The 25,798-nt window shown below is 45.0% G+C and carries 27 protein-coding genes and 1 tRNA gene; 21 read left to right on the plus strand and 7 right to left on the minus strand.

What is annotated here, in order from left to right:
* Positions 1-35: 35 nt before the first annotated feature.
* From ACFW2W_RS25385 to ACFW2W_RS25400, 4 genes are all read left to right on the plus strand, one after another.
* The gene (locus tag ACFW2W_RS25385; RefSeq protein ID WP_378184549.1) at positions 36-3,392 is read left to right on the plus strand and encodes an ATP-binding protein; all 3,357 of its coding nucleotides are present in this window, start codon (positions 36-38) and stop codon (positions 3,390-3,392) included.
* Between the two features lie 113 nt (positions 3,393-3,505).
* Positions 3,506-3,868, plus strand: a complete 363-nt coding sequence (locus ACFW2W_RS25390; protein ID WP_378184550.1) for a hypothetical protein — start codon at positions 3,506-3,508, stop codon at positions 3,866-3,868.
* Positions 3,865-4,287: an HNH endonuclease gene (locus ACFW2W_RS25395; RefSeq protein WP_378184551.1), complete on the plus strand. Its 423-nt coding sequence runs from the start codon at positions 3,865-3,867 to the stop codon at positions 4,285-4,287. The genes ACFW2W_RS25390 and ACFW2W_RS25395 overlap by 4 nt, the downstream gene beginning before the upstream one ends.
* A gap of 158 nt (positions 4,288-4,445) precedes the next feature.
* Positions 4,446-5,033, plus strand: coding sequence for a Uma2 family endonuclease (locus ACFW2W_RS25400; protein ID WP_378184552.1), 588 nt, complete (start codon positions 4,446-4,448; stop codon positions 5,031-5,033).
* An 85-nt stretch (positions 5,034-5,118) separates the two neighbouring features.
* On the opposite strand, the gene ACFW2W_RS25405 is transcribed toward ACFW2W_RS25400, so the two are convergent.
* A complete protein-coding gene (locus ACFW2W_RS25405; protein ID WP_378184553.1) occupies positions 5,119-5,952 on the minus strand; it encodes a rhodanese-related sulfurtransferase in 834 nt (277 codons plus the stop codon).
* Positions 5,953-6,123: 171 nt separating this feature from the next.
* On the opposite strand from ACFW2W_RS25405, the gene ACFW2W_RS25410 reads away from it, so the two are divergent.
* Positions 6,124-6,196: transfer RNA gene (locus ACFW2W_RS25410), tRNA-Ala, on the plus strand.
* Positions 6,197-6,212: 16 nt separating this feature from the next.
* On the opposite strand, the gene ACFW2W_RS25415 is transcribed toward ACFW2W_RS25410, so the two are convergent.
* A complete protein-coding gene (locus tag ACFW2W_RS25415) occupies positions 6,213-6,380 on the minus strand; it encodes a hypothetical protein (protein ID WP_378184554.1) in 168 nt (55 codons plus the stop codon).
* A 383-nt stretch (positions 6,381-6,763) separates the two neighbouring features.
* Between ACFW2W_RS25415 and ACFW2W_RS25420 the strand changes: the two genes are divergently transcribed.
* Positions 6,764-7,174, plus strand: a complete 411-nt coding sequence (locus ACFW2W_RS25420; RefSeq protein ID WP_378184555.1) for a hypothetical protein — start codon at positions 6,764-6,766, stop codon at positions 7,172-7,174.
* A gap of 23 nt (positions 7,175-7,197) precedes the next feature.
* Here ACFW2W_RS25420 and ACFW2W_RS25425 read toward each other — a convergent pair whose 3' ends face one another.
* Complete coding sequence (locus tag ACFW2W_RS25425) at positions 7,198-7,341, minus strand: hypothetical protein (protein ID WP_378184556.1); 144 nt, start codon at positions 7,339-7,341, stop codon at positions 7,198-7,200.
* A 101-nt stretch (positions 7,342-7,442) separates the two neighbouring features.
* Between ACFW2W_RS25425 and ACFW2W_RS25430 the strand changes: the two genes are divergently transcribed.
* Both ACFW2W_RS25430 and ACFW2W_RS25435 read left to right on the plus strand, forming a co-directional pair.
* Positions 7,443-8,201 (plus strand): EcsC family protein, encoded by a 759-nt coding sequence (locus tag ACFW2W_RS25430; RefSeq protein WP_378184557.1) that lies wholly within the window; start codon positions 7,443-7,445, stop codon positions 8,199-8,201.
* A gap of 412 nt (positions 8,202-8,613) precedes the next feature.
* A complete protein-coding gene (locus ACFW2W_RS25435; RefSeq protein WP_378184559.1) occupies positions 8,614-9,348 on the plus strand; it encodes a glutathione peroxidase in 735 nt (244 codons plus the stop codon).
* Here the strand turns inward: ACFW2W_RS25435 and ACFW2W_RS25440 are convergent.
* Entirely contained in the window at positions 9,330-9,458 is a 129-nt protein-coding gene (locus tag ACFW2W_RS25440; RefSeq protein ID WP_378184560.1) for a hypothetical protein, read from the minus strand. The two genes, ACFW2W_RS25435 and ACFW2W_RS25440, sit on opposite strands and share 19 nt — an antisense overlap.
* Before the next feature lie 71 nt (positions 9,459-9,529).
* Here ACFW2W_RS25440 and ACFW2W_RS25445 point away from each other — a divergent pair, with 71 nt between their 5' ends.
* The 3 genes from ACFW2W_RS25445 to ACFW2W_RS25455 all read left to right on the plus strand — a co-directional run bounded on the left by ACFW2W_RS25445 (position 9,530) and on the right by ACFW2W_RS25455 (position 11,594).
* Positions 9,530-10,672, plus strand: a complete 1,143-nt coding sequence (locus ACFW2W_RS25445; RefSeq protein WP_378184561.1) for a class I SAM-dependent methyltransferase — start codon at positions 9,530-9,532, stop codon at positions 10,670-10,672.
* A gap of 224 nt (positions 10,673-10,896) precedes the next feature.
* A complete protein-coding gene (locus tag ACFW2W_RS25450) occupies positions 10,897-11,181 on the plus strand; it encodes a hypothetical protein (protein ID WP_378184562.1) in 285 nt (94 codons plus the stop codon).
* Between the two features lie 71 nt (positions 11,182-11,252).
* Positions 11,253-11,594 (plus strand): hypothetical protein, encoded by a 342-nt coding sequence (locus tag ACFW2W_RS25455; protein ID WP_378184673.1) that lies wholly within the window; start codon positions 11,253-11,255, stop codon positions 11,592-11,594.
* Positions 11,595-11,792: 198 nt separating this feature from the next.
* On the opposite strand, the gene ACFW2W_RS25460 is transcribed toward ACFW2W_RS25455, so the two are convergent.
* Both ACFW2W_RS25460 and ACFW2W_RS25465 read right to left on the minus strand, forming a co-directional pair.
* The gene (locus ACFW2W_RS25460; protein ID WP_378184563.1) at positions 11,793-12,419 is read right to left on the minus strand and encodes a D-Ala-D-Ala carboxypeptidase family metallohydrolase; all 627 of its coding nucleotides are present in this window, start codon (positions 12,417-12,419) and stop codon (positions 11,793-11,795) included.
* Positions 12,420-12,531: 112 nt separating this feature from the next.
* Positions 12,532-13,971: a B12-binding domain-containing radical SAM protein gene (locus ACFW2W_RS25465; protein WP_378184564.1), complete on the minus strand. Its 1,440-nt coding sequence runs from the start codon at positions 13,969-13,971 to the stop codon at positions 12,532-12,534.
* Between the two features lie 110 nt (positions 13,972-14,081).
* On the opposite strand from ACFW2W_RS25465, the gene ACFW2W_RS25470 reads away from it, so the two are divergent.
* From ACFW2W_RS25470 to ACFW2W_RS25515, 10 genes are all read left to right on the plus strand, one after another.
* Positions 14,082-14,552: an ABA4-like family protein gene (locus ACFW2W_RS25470; RefSeq protein ID WP_378184565.1), complete on the plus strand. Its 471-nt coding sequence runs from the start codon at positions 14,082-14,084 to the stop codon at positions 14,550-14,552.
* A gap of 134 nt (positions 14,553-14,686) precedes the next feature.
* Positions 14,687-15,373, plus strand: coding sequence for an ROK family protein (locus tag ACFW2W_RS25475; protein WP_378184566.1), 687 nt, complete (start codon positions 14,687-14,689; stop codon positions 15,371-15,373).
* Positions 15,374-15,451: 78 nt separating this feature from the next.
* Positions 15,452-16,960 (plus strand): TldD/PmbA family protein, encoded by a 1,509-nt coding sequence (locus tag ACFW2W_RS25480; RefSeq protein WP_378184567.1) that lies wholly within the window; start codon positions 15,452-15,454, stop codon positions 16,958-16,960.
* A 123-nt stretch (positions 16,961-17,083) separates the two neighbouring features.
* A complete protein-coding gene (locus ACFW2W_RS25485) occupies positions 17,084-17,815 on the plus strand; it encodes a Uma2 family endonuclease (protein WP_378184568.1) in 732 nt (243 codons plus the stop codon).
* A gap of 77 nt (positions 17,816-17,892) precedes the next feature.
* Positions 17,893-19,239, plus strand: a complete 1,347-nt coding sequence (locus ACFW2W_RS25490) for a TldD/PmbA family protein (RefSeq protein WP_378184569.1) — start codon at positions 17,893-17,895, stop codon at positions 19,237-19,239.
* 205 nt (positions 19,240-19,444) lie between these two features.
* Entirely contained in the window at positions 19,445-21,094 is a 1,650-nt protein-coding gene (locus ACFW2W_RS25495) for an alkaline phosphatase D family protein (protein WP_378184570.1), read from the plus strand.
* Positions 21,095-21,670: 576 nt separating this feature from the next.
* Complete coding sequence (locus ACFW2W_RS25500) at positions 21,671-22,666, plus strand: L-lactate dehydrogenase (RefSeq protein WP_378184675.1); 996 nt, start codon at positions 21,671-21,673, stop codon at positions 22,664-22,666.
* 228 nt (positions 22,667-22,894) lie between these two features.
* Positions 22,895-23,092 (plus strand): hypothetical protein, encoded by a 198-nt coding sequence (locus tag ACFW2W_RS25505; protein ID WP_378184571.1) that lies wholly within the window; start codon positions 22,895-22,897, stop codon positions 23,090-23,092.
* A gap of 275 nt (positions 23,093-23,367) precedes the next feature.
* Positions 23,368-23,562, plus strand: a complete 195-nt coding sequence (locus ACFW2W_RS25510; protein ID WP_190412666.1) for an NblA/ycf18 family protein — start codon at positions 23,368-23,370, stop codon at positions 23,560-23,562.
* 296 nt (positions 23,563-23,858) lie between these two features.
* Positions 23,859-24,185 (plus strand): hypothetical protein, encoded by a 327-nt coding sequence (locus ACFW2W_RS25515; protein ID WP_378184572.1) that lies wholly within the window; start codon positions 23,859-23,861, stop codon positions 24,183-24,185.
* Here the strand turns inward: ACFW2W_RS25515 and ACFW2W_RS25520 are convergent.
* Complete coding sequence (locus tag ACFW2W_RS25520; protein WP_378184573.1) at positions 24,182-25,720, minus strand: serine/threonine protein kinase; 1,539 nt, start codon at positions 25,718-25,720, stop codon at positions 24,182-24,184. The two genes, ACFW2W_RS25515 and ACFW2W_RS25520, sit on opposite strands and share 4 nt — an antisense overlap.
* Positions 25,721-25,798 lie beyond the last annotated feature (78 nt).

Raw genomic sequence — 25,798 nt, forward strand, 5'->3', positions numbered from 1 at the left:
GTGCGTCGGTCATAAATTAATTAGCGATCGCCATTATGTTACCTAAATCTCTGACCCGTTCCGTTTCTAAAATTTCCGGTAAAGTCCCCCTCCGCCTGGTTCTTGTCGTCCCCTTCATCATCCAAATCTCAGCAACAGTGGGGCTTGTCGGCTATCTCTCATTTAGAAACGGACAAAAGGCAGTAAATGACTTAGCTTGGCAGTTGCGAAGCGAAATCAGCCAGCATATTCAGGAGAACGTGCGTACATATCTAGCTATTCCTCATCAAGTTAATCGGAGCAACGCTGCTGCTATTAGTCTTGGTCAATTGAACGTGCAAGATTATGCTGGATTAAAACGTCATTTCTGGCAACAAATCCAAATATTCGATAGCCTAACATTCGCTGGAATTGGCTTAGAGCAAAAGGACATTCTGGGAGTAGAACGGCTCGATAATGGCTTGCTAACAATTAGAACCTCGACTAAAGCGAATGGCTACGATTTTCGCACCTATTCTACAAATCAATTTGGCAAGAAACTAAAACTACTCAACAACAAAACTAACTTCGATCCCCGCACTCGTCCTTGGTATAAAGCTGCTGTAGCGGCTGGTAAACCAACTTGGAGTGACATTTATCCCAATACAGCAGGACTAACTTTATATCTGGGTGCATCTATGCCTTTCTATAATAAACAAGGCAAATTGCAGGGAGTATTGCTTACCAATATCAACCTATCAAAAATCGGCAGTTTTCTGCAAAGTCTAAAGATTGGTAAAACCGGACAAACTTTTATTATCGAACGATCGGGAATATTAGTGGCAACTTCAACCGGAGAACAGCCTTTTCAACGTATTCAAAAAGACTATGGAGCCGAACGAATTAAAGCTACAGATAGCCGTAATAATTTAACTAGAGCTACAGCACAGTATTTAGCCGCAAACTTTCAGGACAAAAACCTGATTCAACATTCACTGTCACTTGAATTTAAAATAGCAGGCAAGCGGGAATTTATAGAACTGCTGCCACTAGAAGATGATAAAGGTTTGGACTGGTTAATTGTAGTAGTAATTCCAGAGTCAGATTTTATTGAGCAAATCAACGCTAACACTCGCAGCACTGTTTTACTATGTCTAACCGCCTTAGCGATCGCCACCGGAGTAGGCATTCTCACATCCCGTTGGATTACTCAGCCCATTCTACGGCTGAAGGATGCGGCTACTGCTCTATCAGAAGGACAGTTTGACCAAAGTATCAACCTGGAAAGAGCCGATGAACTCGGTGTTTTAGCTAAAGCTTTTAACAGCATGGCTCTTCAATTGCAAGAGTACTTTAGTACTTTAGAATCAAAAAATGCCGAATTGCAGCGATTAGATAAACTTAAAGACGAATTTTTAGCCAATACTTCCCACGAACTCCGCACTCCACTAAATGGCATTATCGGCATAGCTGAATCTTTAATTGATGGTGTTACGGGAAAATTACCAGAAAAAACTATTACTAATCTTGTCACAATTGCAGCCAGCGGTAGAAGACTATCTCATTTAGTCAATGATATTCTCGATTTTTCTCAGTTAAAACACAAAAATATTCAACTGCAAATCAAACCTGTAGGTATGAAAGAAGTTACTGATGTAGTTATCACTCTTTCTCGATCTATAGTTGGTAAAAAACTATTGCAGTTGATTAACGGAATCGGTTCTGATGTTCCCCTAGTAGATGCTGATGAAAATCGGGTGCAACAAATTCTTTATAACTTAATTGGTAATGCCATTAAATTTACAGATGCTGGTGTTGTAGAAGTATCAGCCAAAACTGTTAATTATCAACAAATAGAATACTTAGCAATTACTGTTGCCGATACTGGTATTGGTATTCCAGAAGATAAGTTAGATAGAATTTTTGAATCTTTTGAACAAGTAGATGGTTCTACTGCTAGGGTTTATGGCGGTACAGGTTTGGGTTTAGCCGTTACGAAACAATTGGTAGAATTACACGGCGGTAATATTTATGTCACTTCTATAGTTGGAGAAGGTTCTCAGGTTACTTTTACTTTGCCCATATCTCAGAACCAAATTGCTAGCAGTGAAGTATCGTCCATCAAAGCATATATTCAACCACAAGAGTTAGCCGATGAAACTATTATTGCCGAAGCGCTAGTAGCTAATGGTGGAGATTTCAAAATCTTAATTGTTGATGATGAGCAAATTAATATTCAGGTACTTCTTAACAATCTTTATTTGCAAAATTTTTCTGTTACTCAAGCTACCAATGGCGCAGAAGCTTTGGCAATTATAGAGAATGGTTTCCAGCCCGATATAATTTTACTCGATGTGATGATGCCCCGGATGACGGGATATGAAGTATGTCAAAAGATTCGTCAAAAATTTTTAGCTAGTGAATTACCTATAGTAATGCTAACAGCAAAAAATCAAATTTCCGACTTAGTAGAAGGATTTACTTCAGGTGCCAATGATTATTTAACTAAACCCTTTTCTAAACATGAGTTGTTGGCACGAATTAAGACGCATATTCGCTTAGCAAAGATTAATGTTGCTAATGGTAGATTTGTGCCTCATGAGTTTCTGCGCTTTCTGGGACACGAGAGTATTGTTGATGTTAAATTGGGCGACCAAGTTCAGAAAAATATGACAATTCTTTTTTCTGATATTCGCTCTTTCACAACTTTATCAGAAGCAATGTCTCCCCATGAAAACTTCAATTTTATCAACGATTACTTGAGTAGAGTCAGTCCAGCAATCCGTGCCAACAATGGTTTTATTGATAAATATATTGGAGATGCAGTCATGGCACTATTTCCTCAATCAGCAGATGATGCTGTAAAAAGTGCTATTGAAATGCAAAAACAAGTTAATTTATATAACGAGTATCGACAACAGAAAGGTGATATTCCTATTGCTATTGGCATTGGTTTACATACTGGTAGTTTAATGCTGGGAACTGTTGGCGAACCAGAGAGAATGCAAGGTACAGTAATTTCTGATGCAGTTAATTTAGCCTCCCGCTTGGAAGGATTAACAAAGCTTTATGGTGCGGATATTGTAATTAGCGAACAAACTCTATCTAGTTTGAATCATGAAGAACAGTACAGCTATAGATTTTTGGATAGAGTTATGGTGCAGGGAAAAAAAATAGCAGTGGCAGTATTTGAAGTGTATGATGGAACAGAGCTACTTCAACAGTTAAAGACACAAACTAGAACTAGCTTTGAAGAAGCTGTCAAGCTTTATTATCAGCAACAATTCGCTCAAGCACAATACATATTTCAGGAAGTTCTACAAATAAATGCTGGAGATAAAGCAGCTAGGCTTTATATCTCGCGCTGCGAACTATATCAAAAATCTGGAGTGCCAGAGGGATGGTCAGGGGCGGAAGCAATTAACGACAAGTAATACTCTGCTTTATACCTACTTCATAAAAACTACGATCGCTGTTTATCTATCTCTCCACTGTATGGGAGTACTCACGGTTGTTATAGTTATTTCAAAACCTCAAAGAGGTCATAATGCAGATTACGCTCGATCTCCCCGAAGAATTGGTATTGCAACTGAGTTCGCTAGGAGACAAACTACCACAAATCTTGGAATTGGGACTGCGTGAGTTGAACGCAAGTTCTCAAACGGGTTTTGCAGGTGTAGCCGAAATATTGGAGTTTTTAGCAACGCTCCCCACACCCGAAGAAATTATTGCCCTGCGTCCCTCCGAAGCACTGCAAGCTCAGATTAGTAGTCTGCTAGAGAAGAACCGCACCCAAAGTCTAACGCTTGCTGAAGCAAAGAGTTGGGAACAGTATCAGTACCTTGAACACCTAATCCGGATGGCGAAGGCGAAAGCATACCTAAAACTCAAGAAATTGAGTCAAGGATGAGCAGCACGTACATCCCATCCACACTACGACGCCTCGTTTACGATCGTGCTAAAGGATGCTGCGAATATTGCTGGATTTCGGATGCTACTGCATTCGCTCCTCACGAAATAGACCATATCATTGCCGAAAAGCATGGCGGATTAACCGAAGCTGATAACTTGGCGCTCTCATGTGTGCTTTGCAACAAGCATAAGGGGAGCGATATAGCATCGATCGATTTAGAGACGGGCGAAGTCGTTCCACTTTACAATCCTCGTCGAGATAGCTGGCATGAGCATTTTCGACTAAGTGATGCTGAGTTTATCCCCCTAACACCCAAAGGTCGCGTGACGGTTCGCCTAGTACAACTCAACCGCTCTGACAGAATTGAAGAGCGTAAGCTTCTCATAGAAGCTGAGATGTTCAACTTGCCTGACTAGAGCAGGTATTCGGTTGTAGTGAGCATCAGCGATCGCATCTTCCCTCTGCAACGATAAGCGCGATCGCTGTTTATCTATCTCTTCTCAGTGTATGGGAGCGATCGCTTCCATACAGACTAGGATAGGGTTAACAGACTTAGCACTCCAGGGATAGCAGCATGACGACGGCGGCATCCAAAGCGATCGGTTTAGAGGAATTCCTGAAACTTCCCGAAACTGAGCCAGCAAGCGAATTCATTGGCGGAGAGATTATCCAAAAGCCGATGCCGAAAGGAAGACACAGCCGCTTGCAGGGTAAGCTTTGCGCTACGATCAATGAGGTTACAGAGGAACAGAAGATTGCTTATGCTTTTCCTGAGTTGCGGTGTACCTTTGGAGGTCGATCAACTGTTCCTGATGTAGCGGTGTTTCAGTGGCAGCGTATCCCCTTTACTGTGGATGGGGAAGTGCCTGATAATTTTGAACGGCATCCAGATTGGACGATTGAGATTCTCTCTCCTGAGCAGAAGCCCAATCAGGTAATTGGCAACATCCTTCACTGTTTGCGCCACGGATGTCAATTGGGATGGTTCATCGATCCCGACGATCACAGCATACTGGTATTCCTCCCAAACCAGCCGCCAGAACTCTTGCAAGGAAGCGTTAGCGAAGCGCTTCTGAAGGAAGTTCGCTTGCCACTGTTAGAAGGAATTGAATTAGCGCTAACAGTGGCTCAGGTCTTTGCATGGCTCAAGATGGAAAGCTAGCTTTTAATATTGGCTAAGGAAATGCGATCGCATATCCCTAGAATCTGCCCAAATTAATTTATCACCACTTCGCTTACTGTCCTACTTATTTATCCTCAGTAAAGCGATCGCTACAATAGGGACAGAAAATGCCTTCCTGATAATCAGGCGAAGTTTTATCCGCTTCGGAGATAGGATGACCGCAACTGGGACACATTTCATGAGTTCCTATCTCCAAACCCTCGCGTACAGCAACACGTTGATCGAAGACAAAGCATTCTCCTTGCCAGAGACTGTCTTCTGGGGGAACTTCCTCTAAATACTTGAGAATGCCGCCTTTGAGGTGATAAACCTCTTGGAACCCTTGAGCCATCATAAATGATGTCGCTTTTTCACAGCGAATGCCGCCAGTGCAGAATAAAGCAACCTTTTTATGTTTGCTGGGATCGAGGTTGTTGTGAACATAGTCGGGAAACTGTCGGAACGAGGCAGTTTGGGGATTTTGCGCTCGTTTAAAGGTGCCAATCGTCACCTCATAATCGTTGCGGGTGTCAATAATCGTCACTTCTGGATCGGAAATCAGCTGATTCCACTCCTGCGGACTGACATAAGTGCCGACGCGATCGCTCGGATCGATTTCGGGCAATCCTAAGGTAACAATTTCTTTCTTCAACCGCACCTTCATCCGGTCAAATGGTGGAGAATCGGCAGAAGATTCTTTATACTCTAAGTCTACTAGACGCGGGTCGGAGCGCAAAAACGATAAAACTGAGTCGATTGCTTGACGAGAACCCGCGATCGTCCCGTTAATGCCTTCTGCTGCCAAGAGAATTGTCCCTCTAATACCCTGTGCTTTGCAGTGCGACAATAACGGGTTTTGTTTCTGGGCAAAATCTGGCAACTTGACAAATTTATAGAAAGCTACAACAACTTGGGTCATTTCCCCACTCAACTGCAAGGAGTAAAAATGTTTTACTCTGGTTCATCACCTAACCTAACAGAGTAAGCTTCTGTGATGATATGCGTCTAAATATTTCTTCCTCTACCCCTTTTCTAATGGAACCATATGAGTTAATATAATAAAAGTGACTGAAGTTCCGACTTCAAGTCTGGGGGTTTAGCTCAGTTGGTAGAGCGCCTGCTTTGCAAGCAGGATGTCAGCGGTTCGAGTCCGCTAACCTCCATTTTTGATTCAGTAATTTAAGGCTTCTCAGTAACCTCGGAGAGAGAAAGCTGAGATGAATGCTTATCTAACACCTGCTTCCAATAGTTGCTGTAACTGTGAAAAGTAACGCCAGAAGCAAGAGCGATCGCCCTCATCAACCAAACGTTTCTGACATGGAAGACGCGATCGCCCTTGTTTCCCATCCAAATATGCTTGCTGCTATTCTATAATTTTAGGCGTGGAAGGGCGCGATCGCCCATTTCTATGAATGTTTGAAAACTTGTGGGCAAAAGCTCACCATGCCAAAAAACTGGCTATTTCTTCCAGGGGAGTTTAGTACCCATTTCAGTCAGCGCCGAGAAGATGAGATAGAAGACGAGTACGCCAACACCGACAAGAAAAAGAACGATATCGTTATCCATTCTGATAGCAGGGTAAATAGTAAGCACCGAATCAATAATCGCAAAAAAGGTAACTTTAAACATAACTGCTTTAAACTTTTCTTTTCACAGCTAACGTGTCCTGGTGTCACATTCATTCGGTTAACCCCATAGACTAAGAATAGCCATGCACAGCTATACCAGTCATGCCAGAAGTTCAACTGCCGAATATCGATCTCACGCAAGAAAAAGTTTGGAAACAGCTTGTCCTCAACCCACCTGTACTCTCAAGTAACACTTCTGCGTGGTCAGGTATTCACTTCGCTTATCATCGACAGTCCGCTCACGAACTTCCTGAATGTTGCTTTGCCCAGCATATTATCACCATCTGTGTCGGACAATTTGAAATAAGACTAAAAAGAGATGGACACTGGCAGAGTGAGTGCTATACAGATGGTGATGTTGGCATTTTTCCTGCCAATCAATCAGATTTAATCGCTCAATGCGATCGCAAAGCTGAGTTTATTAATCTTTATCTTGAACCCACAGTTACACTCTGGCTGGGAATTGGTGCTACTTTACCGATTGACAAATTTCTGACTTTGGGTTTGTTTTAAAGTAGCCGAAGAGTGGCATTTATTTAGAAGCGATCGCATCCTGCACCAAAAGTTTCTGGCAGGGAAATAGCGATCGCATATTGATCTAAACTTCCAAAGACTGGTGTCTGTAAAAAAAGCTGATCGATGAGACTGGGTGCTGAACCTAAGACTTTTAGAAGATTCAATCACTATCAGAGGATAGAGGCTACTGAGTCTTTGCTTTTTGTAAAGTAGGTTTCAGTTCAATCTAAAGTTTAAGTTTAAAGTTTAAAAGTCCCTAAAATCTATGGCAGCACCAGGCAAAGAAGGTTCAGGCACCGACCCAATGAGTGAAGCGATCGCTACAGCAATTCAGTTTGCTAAATTGGCTTCCGATGCATTGCAGTCTGCTGCTGAAAACGTTACCAGCACTACCACTGCCGTAGGAGAAACTGTTGGAGCTGCGGCTGTGCGATTCGTGGAGCAGGGAACGGAAAATGTGGGCAAAATCGTGGCCCCAATCGCTGAAAATCCAGTCGTCAAATTTGCTGCCAAGGTTCCAGGCATTAACTGGCTAACGACTGCATTGGGTCAAGTTGATGCCCAAAAAGCTCAGAATGAGGTAAACAAGCTACAACAGGAATACCCTCTAGAAAGCTCTGAGCAGCTTGCTCACCGAATTATTGTGGACACCTCCCTCAAAGGCGGAGGAATTGGATTACTCACTAACTTCGTGCCTCCTTTAGCGCTAACTCTGTTTGCGGTCGATGTGGCAGCAGTGACAGCGCTTCAAGCAGAGATGATCTATCGCATCGCTGCTGCATACGGATTTTCGTTAAAAGATCCCACTCGACGAGGCGAAGTCCTGGCAATTTTCGGTTTGTCTGTAGGCGGTTCTGGAGTCCTGAAAGTTGGACTAGGCTTTATAGAACTCTTGCCTATAATCGGTGCTGTCGTTGGAGCGTCGAATAACGCTGCATTGCTTTACTCGCTGGGATCTGTCGCCTGTCGATTCTATGAAGCTAAAAGAAAGTTCAATGCTCAAGCTGAGGGGAATGGCTTCTAAAAGAGCATCTCATTTTACCATAAGAATCTGAAAATCACACTCAGCAGTGACTGTCGCTGGCGCAATTCCATCACACCCAATAAGCCGGGAGCTGCAAAGATTTCCCCTGGTGGTAAGGTACGGAGAATGGTTTCCTTGCCTGTTATTGCCGTTTTAACGGTTTTAGGACTTACACACTGAAAGCTTGAACCCTAGATCCCCCCTAACCCCCCTTAAAAAGGGGGAATGCAAGGGGGATCTCTGCCTAAGTCCTAGACTTGTAAGGAGCCGCTAACCCCGCGATGAGAGCGATCGCTAACGCTAGAAAAAAAGCGAGTTAAAGGGAGTCTTTGCCTTGACAAAATGTAGTCATAATGAGTACGGTTAATTTAACTTCACCGTTAAGATCATTTGTAGCCAAGGAGCTAAATTCATGTTTCCCAATCGAGAAGGACAAAAAGTTCCCAACGTCACCTTCCGTACTCGCCATGACAACCAGTGGGTGAATGTGACGACTAACGACTTGTTTGCTGGGAAGACAGTGGTTGTTTTCTCTCTACCGGGTGCTTTTACTCCGACGTGTTCATCAACTCATCTCCCTGGCTACAACGAGTTGGGTAAGGTCTTTCATGCAAATGGCGTAGATGACATTATCTGTATTTCCGTCAATGATGCCTTTGTGATGAATGAATGGGCTAAATCCCAAGAAGCAGAGAATCTAACTCTGATTCCCGATGGGAATGGTGAATTTAGCGAAGGTATGGGAATGCTGGTTGATAAAGCTGATTTAGGGTTTGGGAAGCGGTCATGGCGTTATTCCATGCTGGTGAAGGATGGCACCATTGAAAAGATGTTCATTGAGGCAGTCGTAGAAGGAGACCCCTTTGAGGTGTCTGATGCCCAGACAATGCTCAACTATATCAATCCTCAGGCAGCAAAGCCTCAAATCGTTTCCCTGTTTACGAAAGTAGGTTGTCCCTTCTGCGCTCGTGCGAAGGTGATGCTGAAGGAGCATGGGTTGGATTACGAAGAAATTGTCTTGGGCAAAGAGATTACCACTCGCTCTTTACGGGCTGTCACAGGCGCAACAACGGTTCCCCAAGTATTTATTGATGGCAACTTGATTGGGGGTTCTGAGACGCTAGAAGCTTACCTCAGTGCTAGATAGAAGGATGCAAAAAACAGCCAGTCACCTCCAGCGATCGCTCTGGTGAGAGTAACCTGATGTGAAAGCGATCGCTCCGGTGAGAGTAACCTGATGTGAAAGCGATCGCTCACCTACACTGAAAACCCCTGAAAGCTAACGATAACTTGTTAAAGTAAACAATAATGGGTTAGGAAATTAGGATATGGATAAACAATTCCAACACCGGATGCTGCCTCAAGCTACCCATGATGAGTTAGCACGCCAAAACTTTGTCAATAGCTTAAAAGGCTACCTGACCAGTCAGATCACCCCAGGAAATAAAGCAATTTACGAGAAGCGGCTTAAACCGCAGTTTGAGCAGGAGCATCAGCGATCGCCTCAAGATCGGCATGAAGTTCGCCGTCTGATGCAGGACGAACCCTATTACCGAATGTGGGGTGCATTGCGGCGTAACGCTCAAGAGATGATGTGGGATTCAGTCAACACGAGCGTCGATCGGCAACTTACCGATTTGATTGAGCAGGCGCGAGACAAGGATAGCCCTTTGGGTTCTTTAACCTTGAATGCAGATTTGAAAATACCCGCCTACCACACCGCAGTCGATATTCACTGTATGCCGGGTGGATACCACAGTGAATATACCGAAGATGATATCGCGGCGGGTGCCCTCTACGATCGCGGTGTTTACGTTTATGTAATGGGTCGTCTGGGGCCAATGAACGACGATATGGGTCAGTCTGTGGTTCACAATTACCTACAGCCGCAGCATCCCAACTTGCGCCCTCAGAAAATTCTCGACATCGGATGTTCGGTTGGTCACAGCACGCTTCCTTACGTGGATGCTTACCCTGAAGCAGAAGTTTATGCCATTGATGTAGCGGCACCGATGCTGCGGTACGCTCATGCCAGAGCAGAAGCTTTGGGTAAGCGGGTACACTTCTCGCAGCAGAATGGTGAGTGTACAGATTTCCCAGATGCGTCGTTCGATCTGATCGTCTCACATATTTTGTTGCACGAAGCGTCACCACCAGCGATCGCTAATATTCTGCGCGAATGCTATCGACTGTTAGCACCGGGTGGGTTAATGGTTCATCTGGAAGCTCCCCTTTATCAAAACATGGACTCCTACAGCGCATTCATGTTTGATTGGGAAACGCAAAACAACAACGAACCTTGGTGGAGTGCCATGCGCGATCTAGACTTGGTGGCGCTGACCAGCCAAGCTGGTTTTGAAGCAAATAAAATTACCCCAACTGTTGCTGCTATAGGTGGCTGGAAAGGCACATCCCAAGGAGGCGGTTTTGGCAGTCGGGGTAATTGGTTTCTCTTGGTTGCCAGTAAATAAGTCACGGGTCATTATTGATTAATCAGTAACGACCTACTAAAGACTCATCATTAGACCTTTGGTAAAAATTTCCAACTTTCCGATTTGATTGGGTAAGGGGGAAGGAAAAAATAATTACCTTTAACCTTTACCCGACCTCTGCAAAAAGTCTATTGCTGACATCTTTTACCCATTTCTAAATAACGACAAAATCAAAATAAAGTCATTCAAGATAATTTGTAGTAATGGCAAAAAAAGCTAAGGGAAAACGACCTATTTACTTTGAGAATCCCGAAAGCGACAAATTACTGGCAATGGTGCTGGCGCTAACCGGCGAAATCTCTGTCCTGCACGAACGTCTCGATACAGTTGAACGCTTGGCTCAAACAAAAGGTCTGATTTCTATTGAAGAAATTGAAAATTACCACCCAAATGAGCAGGTGGAACAAGAGAGAGAACAGTGGCGGCAAGCCTATCTCGATCGAATTCTACGGGTTGTTAAAGAGGAACTGGATACATTAACAGAATAATCAGAATATAAAAGTCACAAGTCCTGACTTTTATATTGAGCAGATTTTAACTTGTCCCTGGTATTTTGATGATGAAACGTTGGTTGAACTGGGTTGTATTTGGCACCAGCCTACTGGTAACGCTGCCGCTAGGAGCGATCGCTTCTGCTCAAAGTGTCATCAACAAAGCCACTTGCACCTACAATGGCAAGCCACTTTACGGCAAAGTAAAAATTGTCGAAAGCTTGCCAGATATCAAGGTAAAGATTGTCTCATCCTCCCCCGATTTAATCGTAGAACCCGTCACCGCTTTTCCCCAACGCTGCGGTCAATGGCAATTTGTCGAATCCTTCCCCGATCTTAAGGTGCAGATTGTCGATAAGTTTCCTGATATTCAGATCCAGTTTGTCAATAGCTTTCCCGGCGTTCGGTAAGGAACTAACGCAGTGTGCAACTTTTTGGATTTCTGCCTCCAATTCATCGAGGTATCTGACAAAATTGGCTTTACATTTTATCCCCCCAACCCCCCTTCACAAGGGGGGCTAAGAAAAAGTTGCACATGGCGTAAACTAGGAATTAAGATGCAAAATTAAAAATGAAGAATCCTCCATTTTTAATTTTTTAATTGTTCCCTAGCCCGGATATTGCGCTTGCCAGCGTCGCTGGGGACCCATATCTAGATGAAGCATATAGGGCACATACATATAGGTCGCTAAACCGCCTTCCCACCAATCCAGCATCTTTGCTAGCTGTCGCCCGGTATAGCCCTCCACCCTGAAATCAATAGCACCGCCCGTCATCGGCTGATTTTTAGACGCTCCATGAACCTTAGCCCCAAAAGGTTTGTGATGATACCAACTGGTGATCAGGAAAGGCTTGCCAATCTGGTCTCTGGCAACTTGTAGCTGCTTGGCGAGGGAGATAATATTCTCCACGACTTCTGGATTTTCGGGGAGATGGCGATCGCCATTAGGAATCGCTTCTGCCCACGTCAAGTCACCACCTGCGACGATCGGATCGCTCAGATGAATTTCTGCTGAATAGGTTGCCAGAGCCAACGGTTGGCTACTTTTGAGTGTCAGTTTCTCCATCGCCTCCGAGTGAATATCGGGGCTGGGGCCATTTAATAAAGCTTGGTGAAACTGCTCTAAATGCTCTGGGTGATTATCTTTGAACCATTGCTCAAGCTCATCAATCGCTTGATTTTGATGCTCTAAATTCTGATAAAACTTAAAGGCATTTCTTAGTTTGAACTCCATATCGGTCGATCCCTCCAGCGGGCAATTCCCTAAATACCAGCCTACCGCGCGATCGCACCAGTATTTCGAGTAGGGGCGGGGAAACCCCACCCTAGAAGATTACTAGAGACTTTTATGAAACTGGCATCTGCTCTTTTAGAACTGCTGCCTCCTCCTTAAGGGGTAACTTTTCTCGTGGTTGAAAGGATGGATGAGCGCCAAAACTGGTCAAAACACTTTCCAAAGTTGGCAGGCATTGAGTCACCTTTTTCGCCCGAATAATCGCGTCCCAAACTGGCTCCAACTTCTTCCACGCCCCAGCATAGACCAAATGCCGCATCCGGTCAGACCAACGATCCTTAGCCCAAGCACCTTGGAAAATATTACTCCAACGATAAAAATCTCGATACGCTTGCCAGTAGCCAGCCTCCAGCACCTCCGGCGTCATCTTTGTTGGCTTGTAGACAACGTGACGAGTATCGTATAAATCCCAATTAGAATCAGTAATCCGTCCCTGCGCTGCCATCCGTTTGTACAAAGCAGTATCCGGATAAGGCGTCAAAATGTGAAACGTGGCAGTTTCCAGTCCCTGCTGCACCGCCCATTCAACCGTGCGCTCAAACACGGTTTCATCATCGTCATCCATGCCAAAAACGAAGCTAGCATTTACCATCACGCCCAAATCCCGCAGACGGCGAATGGCAGCATTGTAATCTCGATTCAGATTTTGATATTTATGCTGTTCTCTGAGATTTGTCGGGTTGAGGGTTTCAAAGCCAACAAACAAACTGCGTAAGCCACATTCGACGGCTTTTTCCAACAATCCCGGCTGCAAGATAGATTGTACCGTTGTCGCTGCTTGCCACACGCGCCCCATTCCCTTCATCCCTTCAAACAACGCGGCGGCAAATTCAGAGTTGCCAAAGAGATGATCGTCGAGAAAATAAAGATGATGCCCCGGTAGTCGCTCAATTTCAGCCAATGCGTCATCTACAGGTTGCGTGTAGAAAGATTTGCCGCCTTTAAAGAAAGCTTCTTTGTAGCAAAAATCGCAGGTGTGAGGACAACCCCGCGAAACGACAATGGAGTTAGGAATTAGGTAGAGATCGCGCTTAATTAAGTCGCGGCGAATGGGAGGAACGCCGAGGAGCGATCGCAGCTTCGACTGATACACTTTACCAGGATTCCCCGCCCGAAAATCCTGAAGAAATTCAGGCCATGTATCTTCACCAGGGCCAAGGAAAATTGTATCCGCATGAGTCGCAGCTTCTTCTGGAAGTGAGGTAACGTGCAATCCACCCAGACAAATGTATGCACCCTTTTTACGGTAATGGTCGGCTAGTTCGTAAGCTCGGTAAGCTGAGGTGATATAAACCTGAATCACCACCAAATCTGGCTCATCATCTAAATCCAGCCGCTCAACGTGTTCGTCTTGCAGGATAATTTCATCATCTTCGCTGAAAAAACTGGCAATCGTCGCTAATCCCAGCGGCGGAAACAGCGAATATTTAATCGGTCGCCAGTGGGGGCTGAGCGCTTCAGTCAAAGCCGGTAAAATCATTTTAACTTTCATTCAGAAAGCTCCTGCAAGAATTGGGCAAGTTCTCTGGGCATCGATTCTAACCGGCAATCTGCTTTACAGTCGCTTACGATGACGATAGTCTGGTTAATTCTTCATAATCTATGACAATTGCTCAACTATTCAATGGCGCTAATCTGTTTGTTCTGCCTTTCTGGGCGCTAATGATTTTGCTACCCAACTGGGGCGTGACGAAGCGGGTGATGGAATCTTATCTCCCCTTTGTGGCTTTAGCAGGTTTATACGTGTATTGGTTTTTTACATCAATTACACCGGAATCTGCTCAAGCGATGTCCAATCCTCAGCTAGCTGATATTGCTCGATTCTTTGCAGACGAAAAAGCAGCTGCTATCGGGTGGGTTCATTTTCTGGTAATGGATTTGTTCGTAGGTCGCTATATTTACTGGGAAGGGCAGCGTACTGGTGTCTGGACAATCCACTCGCTGGTGCTGTGCTTATTTGCAGGGCCAATGGGACTGTTGTCTCATATTTTGACGACCTGGGTGACAAATAAATTTTTCTCCCCAACTGGAACCAATTCTGCAACTGCCTCGACTCCAACTTCACAGGCGTAAGAGAATTTTGGATTTTCGATTTTGGATGAGCGTCTAGCGATAAAAAAACCCTAGTTTCAACCTTGTCACAAATCGAAAATCGTCTATCTAAAATTCACAATCGAGTCACCATCAAGCTTGAGAGATATAGATGTATGCGTACCCTAGCTGTTGACATTGGCGGCAGTGGCATCAAGGTGATAGTCTTAGACGAAGCTGGAGAACCACTGACCGAACGCAGCCGAGTAGAAACCCCAGCCCCTGCCAAACCGGAGCCAGTGATTGATGCGATCGCGAATCTTGCTGCCGGACAAGGCGAATTTGACCGCTTATCCGTTGGTTTTCCGGGTGTAGTGCGCGATGGTGTGACGAAAACGGCGGTAAATCTAACTCCAGAGTGGATTGGATTCGCTCTGGCAACAGAGCTTCGCGATCGCTTGGGCAAGCCGGTGCGGGTGGCAAATGATGCCGATATTCAGGGGATGGGGGCGATTTCCGGGAAGGGTGTTGAGTTGGTAATTACCCTGGGCACCGGCTTTGGTTCCGCCTTGTTTGTAGACGGGACACTGGTACCCAATCTGGAATTGGGTCATCATCAGTTTCGCAAAGGGGAAACCTATGAAGAGCAGATGGGGCGTGCTGCTTTGGATAAAGTCGGTAAGGAAAAATGGAATAATCGTCTAGAAAAAGCGATCGCGTCTCTTCAAAGTTTGTTTAATTACGATTCTCTTTATATCGGCGGCGGCGAAGCGAAAAAGATAACGTTTGAGTTACCGCCAAATACTAAAATTGTGTCCAATGTGACAGGTTTATTGGGTGGGATTGCTTTATGGCGGGATTAGAATGAATTAAAATGTAAAATTAAAAAACAGTCTTTTTGCAATTAATTTTACGTTTTTAATTGTTAAGTGGAGATCCCTATGGTACAAGCTCCTGCACCCATTTCTGAGGTTAAAAACCCAGGCTATACGACTGAATTGAGCGAACTAGCTATCGACCTGATTCGGAAAGCCGGGTGCGAGTACGGAGATGTCCGATTCTGCACCTACCGAACTCAGAATCTGTATGCACGCGATCGCTCCCTCAGCAATTTGTCAGACAATGTAAGTTCTGGTTTTGGGGTGCGGGTGCTGCTAGATGGCGCTTGGGGTTTCGCTGCCAGCCACAATAAAAGCCCCGCAGAAGTTGCCAGAATCGTTGCCTTAGCGGTAGATATCGCCAAAGCTAGTCGCCTGTCCCAACAAACGCGGGTGCAGTTAGTTCCCGTTGCAGCGCACCGCGATACTTACATCACTCCGATCCAGATTGACCCGTTCAACGTGCCTATCGCTGAAAAGGCAGAACTGCTGCTGAATTTGAACGAACAGTTGTTGAGTTATAGCGATCGCGGCATTAAAAAAGCCTATTCTTATCTCAGCTTCAGCCGTGAAGACAAAACCTTCGCTTCCACAGAAGGTTCTCTCATCCAGCAGACAATTTATCGCAGCTATCCGGGATTTGGCTGCACAGCGATTGCCAATGGCGATGCTCAAAGCCGCAGCTACGAACGCCCACCCTTGAACATCGGTTACGAGCATATCGATAAATCAGATATCCTCAGCCAAATCGATCGGGTTGCCGAAGAAGCGATTGAGAAAGTTCACGCGCCTGTTGGTCCTTCGGGGATTCGTTCCACTTTAATTCTCAAGCCGACTAACTTGTTTTTGACAATTCACGAATCAGTCGGACATCCTACAGAATTAGATCGCGTGTACGGCTACGAATCCAACTTTGCAGGCACCAGCTTTGCCACGACTGATAAATTGGGCAAACTGCAATATGCCGCGCCTTGGGTAAATTTTAAATGTGATCGCACTCAACCGGGAGGACGCAGTACCGCAGGCTACGACGATGAAGGAGTTGCTTCACAAGATTGGTATGTTGTTAAGGATGGCATTTTAGTAGACTATCTCACAGACCGGGAAACTGCCCATCGACTCGGACGCCCCAGCAGTAACGGTTGCGCCTATGCTGATAGCTGGTCAAGCGTGCCGATGGTTCGCATTCCTAATTTAGGGCTAGAACCAGGGCAAGAGGGAGGCAGCCACACCGCCACTTTAGCCGAGATGATTGCTGACACCGAAGACGGGATTTTAATCGACGGAATTGGCAGTTTCTCCATCGATCAACAGCGTCGCAATTTCCAATTTGGCGGCGATGCTTTCTGGAAAGTAGAGAAAGGCAAAGTGGTAGGAATGCTCAAAAATGTCACCTATCAATCCATGACAACTGACTTCTGGAATAGCGTGGATGCAGTTGGCTCAGCCTCAGAATGGATGCAGTGCGGTGCTAACAACTGCGGCAAAGGTGAGCCTATCCAAATTGCCCAAATGACCCACGCCTGCGTACCCGTGCGAGTGCGAAATATTCAGATTGGCAGCTCCTCGTGATTTGTATCGTTTTCCCGATTATCTGCAACAGATCCCTCAACAGTAGAGACTTTTCATGCAACGTCTCTACGATCCGCTAGAGGGAAATCGAATATTTAGCATCAAATAATTGGTGTAACTATCATGTCTCTGACTCAAGACTTAGAAATCTTAGAAGATTCACAGGAAGAAGATGTTATATTTCCTCCTGGTGATTTATACAGTGACGAACCCCCTTTGGAAACCGAACTGCACCTGCGGCAAATAATGCTGCTGATTCAATGTCTAGAATTGTGGTGGCAAAACCGTCAGGATTTTTATGCCTGCGGTAATCTTACTGTCTACTACAGCCCACGTCAGCGCAAATCTGAACTGTTCCGAGGACCTGATTTCTTTGTGGTATTGGGAACTGAACGCAAACCGCGCAGAAGTTGGGTAGTTTGGCAAGAAGACGGCAAGTATCCCAATGTAATTGTGGAGATTCTGTCTCGCAAAACAGCCAAAACTGACCGAGGTTTGAAAAAGCAAATTTACCAGGATACCTTCCGCACTCCCGACTATTTTTGGTTTGACCCGGAAAGCCTGGAATTTAAGGGATTTCATTTATTAGATGGTTGCTACCAGGAACTTCAACCCAATTCTGATGGCTGGTTATGGAGCCAGCAACTAGAGCTATATTTGGGTGTTCGCGAATCAAAGCTGCGTTTCTTTACACTTGAGAGCCAGTTAATCCCAACCCCGGAGGAACTAGCACAGCAGGAGCGACAGCAGAAGGAACAAGCTGAGCAACAGCGCCAACAAGCTGAGCAACAAGTGGCAGAAATGGAGTTGTTGTTGGCTCGTTATCGGGAACGCTTTGGAGAATTGTCAGAGTAAACCAATGAGAGCGTAGTTTCAAGCATGGCGATCGCATCCATCCTATACTCAACTGTTCCACAAATCTCAGGATTATCGTGACCCTAGCAACAGCACCCAGTTTAATCAGTAAAGATCGGGCGATATCTCTGTTAGAAGAAGTTATTAAACAATCGGAAGCAGAGGATGTTTTTGTCAGTCTCAGCACTGGCGAAGCATCCCTCAGTCGTTTCTCAGAAAATCAGATTAGCCAAAATATTAGTAGCACTCAGTTTAAGCTCACCATCACCAGTTACTTCGGACGCAAGAGTGCCTCTAGTTCTACGACAGATTTAGATTCAGATGCGATCGCATCTGCCATCAAACGCTCGGAAGAACTCGCCCGCTTTGCCCCAGAAGATCCGGAGTGGGTGCCGTTGCTAGAACCTCAAGTTTACGAAGAGCGCACCCCAGCCTTTGATGAGGCAACGGCAACCCTTTCACCGCTAGCACGGGGCGAAATTATCCAGCGAGTCTGCGCGATGAGTGCGAAGGCGGGAGTGGATGGTTCGGGAACGCTGAGTACAGAGACGAACTTATATGCGATCGCTTCCTCACGGGGACTACGCGCCTGCAATCAAACTACAGAGGCAGATTTCAGCTTTACAGCTCGAATTGGGGATGGTTCCTCGTGGTGTAATCGCTCCGCTTGGGCGCTTGAACAGTTGCCAATTGAGGAATTAACCCAGCAGTTAATTGAGCGGGCAATCAAGTCGCGCCAACCCCGCGAGGTCAATCCTGGCACGTATCCAGTTGTCTTTGATGGAGCCGCTTTCGCCGCTTTGCTCCCTTGGCTCATCTGGAATCTGGATGCACGCGCGGCAGATGAAGGGCGATCGTTTATGTCTCGCACCGATGAGTCAGGCAAACCCGCTGGCAACCGCTTGGGTGAAGCCATGTTTAGCCCCATCGTGCAAGTGCAGCGAAATGCCGCTGATCCTTTGTTGCAGTTGGGCACTTTCTTTGGCGATGGGTTGAGCAATAACTACAAAGAAGTAATTCAGGACGGCATCCCCCAAACCCTTTCCTGCAGCCGCTACTGGGCGGCACAGCAGGGCAAAGAGCCGACGGGTGCAATGTATCCAATTGTGATGACTGGCTCAGATCAAAGTTTAGCTGACCTAATCGCCCAGACAGAGCGAGGAATTCTGGTGAGTCGGGCTTGGTACGTGCGCTATGTGAATCCTCGGTCATTAGTAGTAACGGGAATGAGTCGTGATGGCACGTTCTGGATTGAGAATGGTCAAATTGCTTACCCGATTAAAAACTTGCGCTTTAACCAGAGTTTGCCTGAAATGCTGCGGGATGTGGATGCTCTGAGTACAGTCCAACGCTATGGCAGCAGTGTTGTGCCTGGGGTGCGAGTGGGGGCGTTTAATTTTAGCAGCGTGACTGACAGCGTTTGATTCATGGGGGTTCTGGGCAGCAATTTAGAAGCCAGAACAAGGAGCGATAGGAATAACTCGAATCACAGGCGCGATCGCGCATTATATCGCGCCGATGATTCGGTTTCTTGTGTTTGTCGGCTAAATGTCGGCTAAACCATCAATAGCAACCGTTTCTAGTTAATATTGAAATTCGCAGACATTCTATCAAAGCCGAGTTTTCAATTTGACCTTATCACATCTAAATTTTTATGATCCCGAACAGCGTCCCTGGCCCAATCCCCGTCTCGATTGTGCCAGCATCATTGGGCATACTACCCCCACTAGCGTCCGTCTTTGGTTCCGGGCGTCTTCCCCTGGAGATTACTGGCTAGTATTTTCTCGCCATCAAATTCCTACCAACGGCACCCCGCAGATAATCAACGATGAAAAAGGACATTGGTTGCGATTAAGTTCTCCAAGTCTCTCCCAAGAAATTTACAGCGTTACTCTTGTCCCACTCCAACTCAATCAAGAGCATGACTTAACAGGTGTAGTAGACCTAAACAATCTCCAACCCGATACTCGCTATTATTACGCCCTATTTCACTTAAATCGAGAAAACCCCTGGGAACTGGGCAATGAACAAAAACTGTCATTTCAAACCTTTCCAGAACATCCCACAGAGGTAAATTTTGGGATGTACAGTTGCCATATGCCCTACGACGAGCATCAGCTCATCAATTTGGAAATGTGGGAAAAATTTAAGCAAGAATTATCTGATACAAATGCCCGTTTTCTGATAGGTGCTGGCGATCAAGTATATGTGGATGGAGAAGGAAATAAGGAATTAAATATCTGGAGCTGGTTAAAGAAAATTAAACATCAAAAACCTTCTAAAAACGACATGATTTCCTGGTATCGAGACATCTACCGGGGTTATTGGGGCATTCCCCAGGTGCAACAACTTTTTCAAAGTTTTCCCAGCTACATGATATGGGATGACCATGAAATTATGGATGGTTGGGGTTCTTATACACCGGATGAATTAGCAGCACAGCTAGATACTTCATGGCAGTTGCGAAATACTCAAGAACATTTGCGGCTGGCAAATCAAATGTTTCAAGCTGCTAAGCAAGTTTATCAAGAATACGAACATTCTCATAATCCTCCTACAGACGCTAGTATTGACCAATTTGACTATCATTTCAATTGTGGATTTTGTGGTTTTTATGTATTAGATATGAGGGGACATCATGATTACAATCGACAAGAGTTGCGTCTTTTAGGTGCCAAGCAGTGGAAACGCTTTGACAGTTGGCTCAATTCACAATATGATTCTGAATCCCGCATTTTATTTATTGTATCGCCAGTTCCAGTCGTTCACTTTAAGAGCTTTGCTGTCAATAATTTAGACATTCCCTATTGGAAGTACACCGATGATTTAAGAGACCATTGGGATCATAAATCTAATTGGGCAGAACGAGATCAACTATTAAAGAAGGTTTTTGAGTTTTCACAAAAAACCAAGAAGCCTGTAGTATTTTTGAGCGGAGATGTACACATGGGAGCTGCTTTCAAGTTATCCCACGAGCAATCTCCATCGGCTAAAGTGTTTCAGCTTACTTCTAGCGGTATCGCCTATGCATCTTTAAGCAAATTTGCTATGCGGACATTACAAAAATTAGTTATTAATGAAGATTTTATTGGAAATAATGAAAAGAAAATTCCCTACAAAATTCAAAATTTATATATATGTATTCAAAATAATTTTAGTCTAATTCATGTAAAACAACTAGCTGATGGTGAGTTATCTATTATTTTTGATTTGTTTAGTAGCGATCGGGAAAAGAAAACTTTTGATAGAAAACGCATTGAGTTGAATAAAGTTCTGTAGAATAGCGATTTGCTAAGAGTAACACCGTGATATAGCAATTCAAAATTATTTAGGAAAACCAAAAGAGTCAGGACTTACGCAAAGGTTATACATATAGCGTTTTTTCGGGTTCAATCCCCCTGTGGTTGCCCCTAGATGTGGTAATGTTACGTAAGTCCTGAGAGTGTTATTGAACCACAAAGACAAAAAGAACACAAAGGAAGAAAAAAAGGGGAACTGATTCGTGAAAAACCAACCCCAGAGAACATAAGGAGAATTTTACAACTCCTGCAAGGATTGCTATAGCATTTGTATTGGGTGCAAAAGTTCCCGACACCGACTGTAGAAGCGATAGATACTAAGAAATTTGTGGAATTATGTCGCCGTGCTGGCTAAGATTACCAGAGAATTCCGAAAGGTGTGCGGGTAATCCCACCTCAAAGTAATGGAAGATGGAGTTCCTTCCCTTGCAGGGGAGAGGCTATAAACTCCCCCATTCCAAGTCTGAAAGGGTGGAAGATAGGTTAGGTTGATTTTATCCGAGAAGTATTGCTTTTCGATATCATTTACATCAACGACATTTTGCATCACATAGATATGTTTGAAGAATTATTTACAACCCCTACCGAGACTAATCTTGACTTAGCGATCGCTCGCCGTCCCCGGAAGGGAGTCATTATTGGTGCCGGTCAGGTAGGAATGGCTTGCGCTTACTCAATACTGATTCAAAACACCTTGGATGAAATGGTGATTGTTGATGTTAATCGAGAAAAATTAGAAGGCGAAGTCATGGATTTAGTTCACGGGCTACCCTTTGTCGAACCCAGCGTAGTGCGAGCGGGAACCCTAGCAGATGGGGAAAATGCCGATATTGTAATTGTCACAGCAGGAGCAAAACAAAAGCCAGGAGAAAATCGGTTAAGTTTGGTGCAGCGCAACATAGAAATCTTTAAAAACTTGATTCCAGAAATAGTAAGATGTTCCCCCGGAGCCATTCTCCTGATTGTCTCGAATCCAGTTGATATCATGACCTATGTTTCCAGGAAACTTTCTGGGTTGCCTAGTTCTAGCGTTATTGGTTCGGGCACGGTGTTAGATACCGCTCGTTTCCGCTATCTGTTAGCCCAAAAGTTACAAGTTGACCCACGTAGTTTGCACGCCTACATTATTGGGGAACATGGAGACAGTGAAGTTCCCGTTTGGAGCAAAGTCAATATTGCCGGAATGAATTTATTAGATGGTCATGACAATAATGATTTAAAGGAAACTGCACAATTTGACGCGATTTTTCAACAAGTCAAGAATGCCGCCTATGAGATTATCCAACGCAAAGGAGCAACTTGCTACGCGATTGGTTTAGGGGTTACTCAGATTGTGCAAGCAATTTTACGCAATCAAAACCGAGTTTTGACTGTTAGTAGTTTGATGAATGGTCTTCACGGAATTAATGATGTTTGTCTGAGTCTACCTGCGGTGGTAAATCGTCAGGGTGTCACCAGGGTTCTGAATTTCTCTTTGACCCCTACGGAGTTAGAACAATTGCAACGATCTAGCCAAATTCTGCGCCAAACGATTGAGCAACTCAATCTTTAATCTCTCGGCTATCAGTTTAAGAGAATGTTTGAAAAGTAGTATAGCAATCCTAAATCATTCGTGAAATCTTTCGTCTCTCTTCTTTCTCTTCCTAAGCGCTAGCTCTTTGGGAGCCGCTACGCCAACGCGCAGGCTGAGCGCATCCGCGCCGCTACGCTTACGCCAACGCGATTAATTCTTACAACCCATTTAGGATTGCTAGATGAGCCTCTCGTAGGGGCTATTCATGTGGTAAACAAGCTGTCGCCAACCATTAGCTGTCGCCCGGATGTCGAAAAGCGGTACAGGATCGATGGTGTCATAGCCGACTTCTCAGACTCCTCTGGGTGGGTTGAGTCGATGGGGAAAGCAAATGTGTTGGATGCAATGTTTTTAGGAAACCGTATTGCGTCTCTACTCGCTGAAGATTGGCACTGCTATGGCTGATTAAGTATATTTACTTAGCTATTTGGTTCGTGATGAGCAATTTTCCCTCCAACAACTTGATAAAACTACCGCAACCCTAGATGAAACTTTCTGGGTGCATATTCCATCTTTGGGATTAACTGAAGTAAGTACAAAGAGAGATGGTTATTTTGTCAAATTATTGTTATCTTTCGTAATAACAGGGAGATGGTTAGCCGGTTCACCGATGTTCAGCCCTTACCCTGTGAGTGCTTCAGTTATCGATCAACCTATACTTTCTAAAGTCGGAGTTAACCATGAACCAACCTATCGAACTGTCTCTAGAACAACAATTCAGCATCCGTTCCTTTGAAAGCCAAGTGGAGAATATGAGCCGCGAACAAGCTCAGCACTTCTTGGTCAAGCTCTATGAACAAATGGTGATGCGCGAAGCCACATACAAGCATCTTCTGAAGCACCAATGGGGCTTAGAGCCAAATCCTCAGGAATAGAGCATCCCGTGTCGCAGTGGGCGACCTCCGTCTCTTGCTTTGTTCCTCAGGGGAAAGAAGCTGGGGGTGCTGGGGCGTCAACTTCAGTTTCAGTGCGTGCAAATAAGAATTTGAGTTTCAAGAACGTTGAGTTTTAGGAATTGCTTACGGTTGGAAGCGTTGTCTATTTAAATATCTGAAGAAAAAGATAGTATCTTTTCGCGAGATAGCGTGTTTAAGTAGATGAGCGTAGGTAAAAATTTATCGGTTTGCGTGTCAGGGTTACTGAATTGGTACTGATTTTTCAGAATTTTGACATGAAGTTGTACAATTTATGCCGAGTCTGGCAGTACTGGCATAAGCAAGATTGGTTTTTTGAGTTGATATTTTCGTACTACAAAATATTTTCGTACTACAAAAGTAAATGCTATAGCTTTATAGCTGTGCAGACATCGGCGGAAGCGAGAACCGCTGGCGAATTGACGCTTTGCAAGCAGTCCTCCGGGCATACGCTACGCGAGGAGCGCGAGTACGCGCATAGGCTTTTCGATCGCACAAAGTGCAAACTAGAAACAATCAAGCGCGAGTCCTTAGATTCTCAACAAACTCCTGACTCTCGTTCCCTGACTCAGCAGCCAGACTAGCCTGAGATATCCGAAGAATAATCTCCGGTCTGAATAGATTCCAGCTTCATCAAAATCTTGGGCTTTAGCTTCTCAAACTCCTGCTTGAGCAGACTTTTACTCATTTGGGGCTGAGCCACAGAGGATAGCGTCTGGCTTGTATTTGCCCACTCTTGCAGCATTTGGCGTTGGACAGGGGCAATCGTGGAGGTCATCACATTCGCGCACCGATGCGGTTCCTCCAAAGCAAAGAACAGAATCCGATAAATCCCGCTTTCTCCCAGCTGTCGCACAATTTCCTGACCCATAGAAGTTTTTAGATCCAGGTAGCAAGTGAGCCAGCGAGGGCCATGTTCGCGGTTGTGCAGGGCGGTAATCCACAGCAGCATGGGATGGGGAGACATCAAAAACAGAAACTGATTGTAGCGGGTGCTGATCAGGCGATTCTGAATTTCCGGTTTGTGGAGCATGACCCACAGAGTTGGCAACACTTCGCGGCTAGTGCGAAGCAGATGGGGAAATACAATCTCTGCAATCGGTTTGTTTTTAGGCCAGGAAGTTAAGCGGCAGACTTCATCCGCTGTCGGGGCGTTTTTGGGTGTGGGGTCAGCCACGACGGGCAGTTTGGATAAAACTTCTCCAATCCGCTGACCTAATTGCCGACCTTGACCAAAACGTTGCTCCAATGGCTCTAATGCTTGTAACACTTGAGCCGCATTTTGGGGGCGATCGCTGGGTACTTTTGCCAAACAGCTCATCACTAAGCTTTCTAGAGATTTCGGCAATTTTAGATCGGCGTTAACCGCCTCAAAAGTTCTAGGAGGTATAAAATGATGAGCTTTATACCAGCCCCCAAACGAGTGAGTCTCTGCCATTAAAGGCATCTCACCAGTCAGCATCTCAAACATCATCACGCCTAGACTATAAATGTCAGAGCGTTTATCCAGTTCTCTGCCCTCCATTTGTTCTGGAGAACAATAGGCTAAAGTGCCCATAAACGAGTTAGTCTGAGCGATGTCGGACTGGAGCAGCTTGGCGATGCCAAAATCCAGAATCTTGACTAACTCACCTAAAGTAGTATCTTGAACGACTGTAATATTGCTAGGCTTAATATCCCGATGAATAATCGGGCAGACTTCACCATCTATGAGGATGCCCTGGTGAGCGCATTGTAGCCCTAAACAAATTTGGCGAGTGGTATTCAAAAACCGGGGTAAGGACAGGGGACGCTCCTTGAGAACCTCGCTAAGGCTCTCTCCTTGTAGAAATTCCATGACGTAGAACGGGATTTCGTTCTCGTCCACGCCATAATCCCTGACTCGGACAATGTGAATACTTTTTTCTCCCAAAACAGCGCAGATGGTCGCTTCTCGCTCAAAGCGATCGCGCATTTTTTGGTTCAACAGTGTCTGAGAGAGGAACTTAACGGCTACGGTAACGCCTCCCAGTAACATATCCCTGGCTTGATACACTCGACCCATTGCGCCTTTGCCTACCAACTCCAAGAGTTGATAGCGATTGGCGAGTAAGCGATCGGTGTTGGGGTCTGTCATCATAATTCGGCTCCTAAAATCCGGAGCATTTGTAAAATTTACCGATAGGGAGCTATTAACTTTATCTCAAAGGATGAAGTC

Source organism: Coleofasciculus sp. H7-2 (assembly GCF_042747725.1).
In the GTDB taxonomy this organism is placed as follows: domain Bacteria; phylum Cyanobacteriota; class Cyanobacteriia; order Cyanobacteriales; family FACHB-T130; genus FACHB-T130.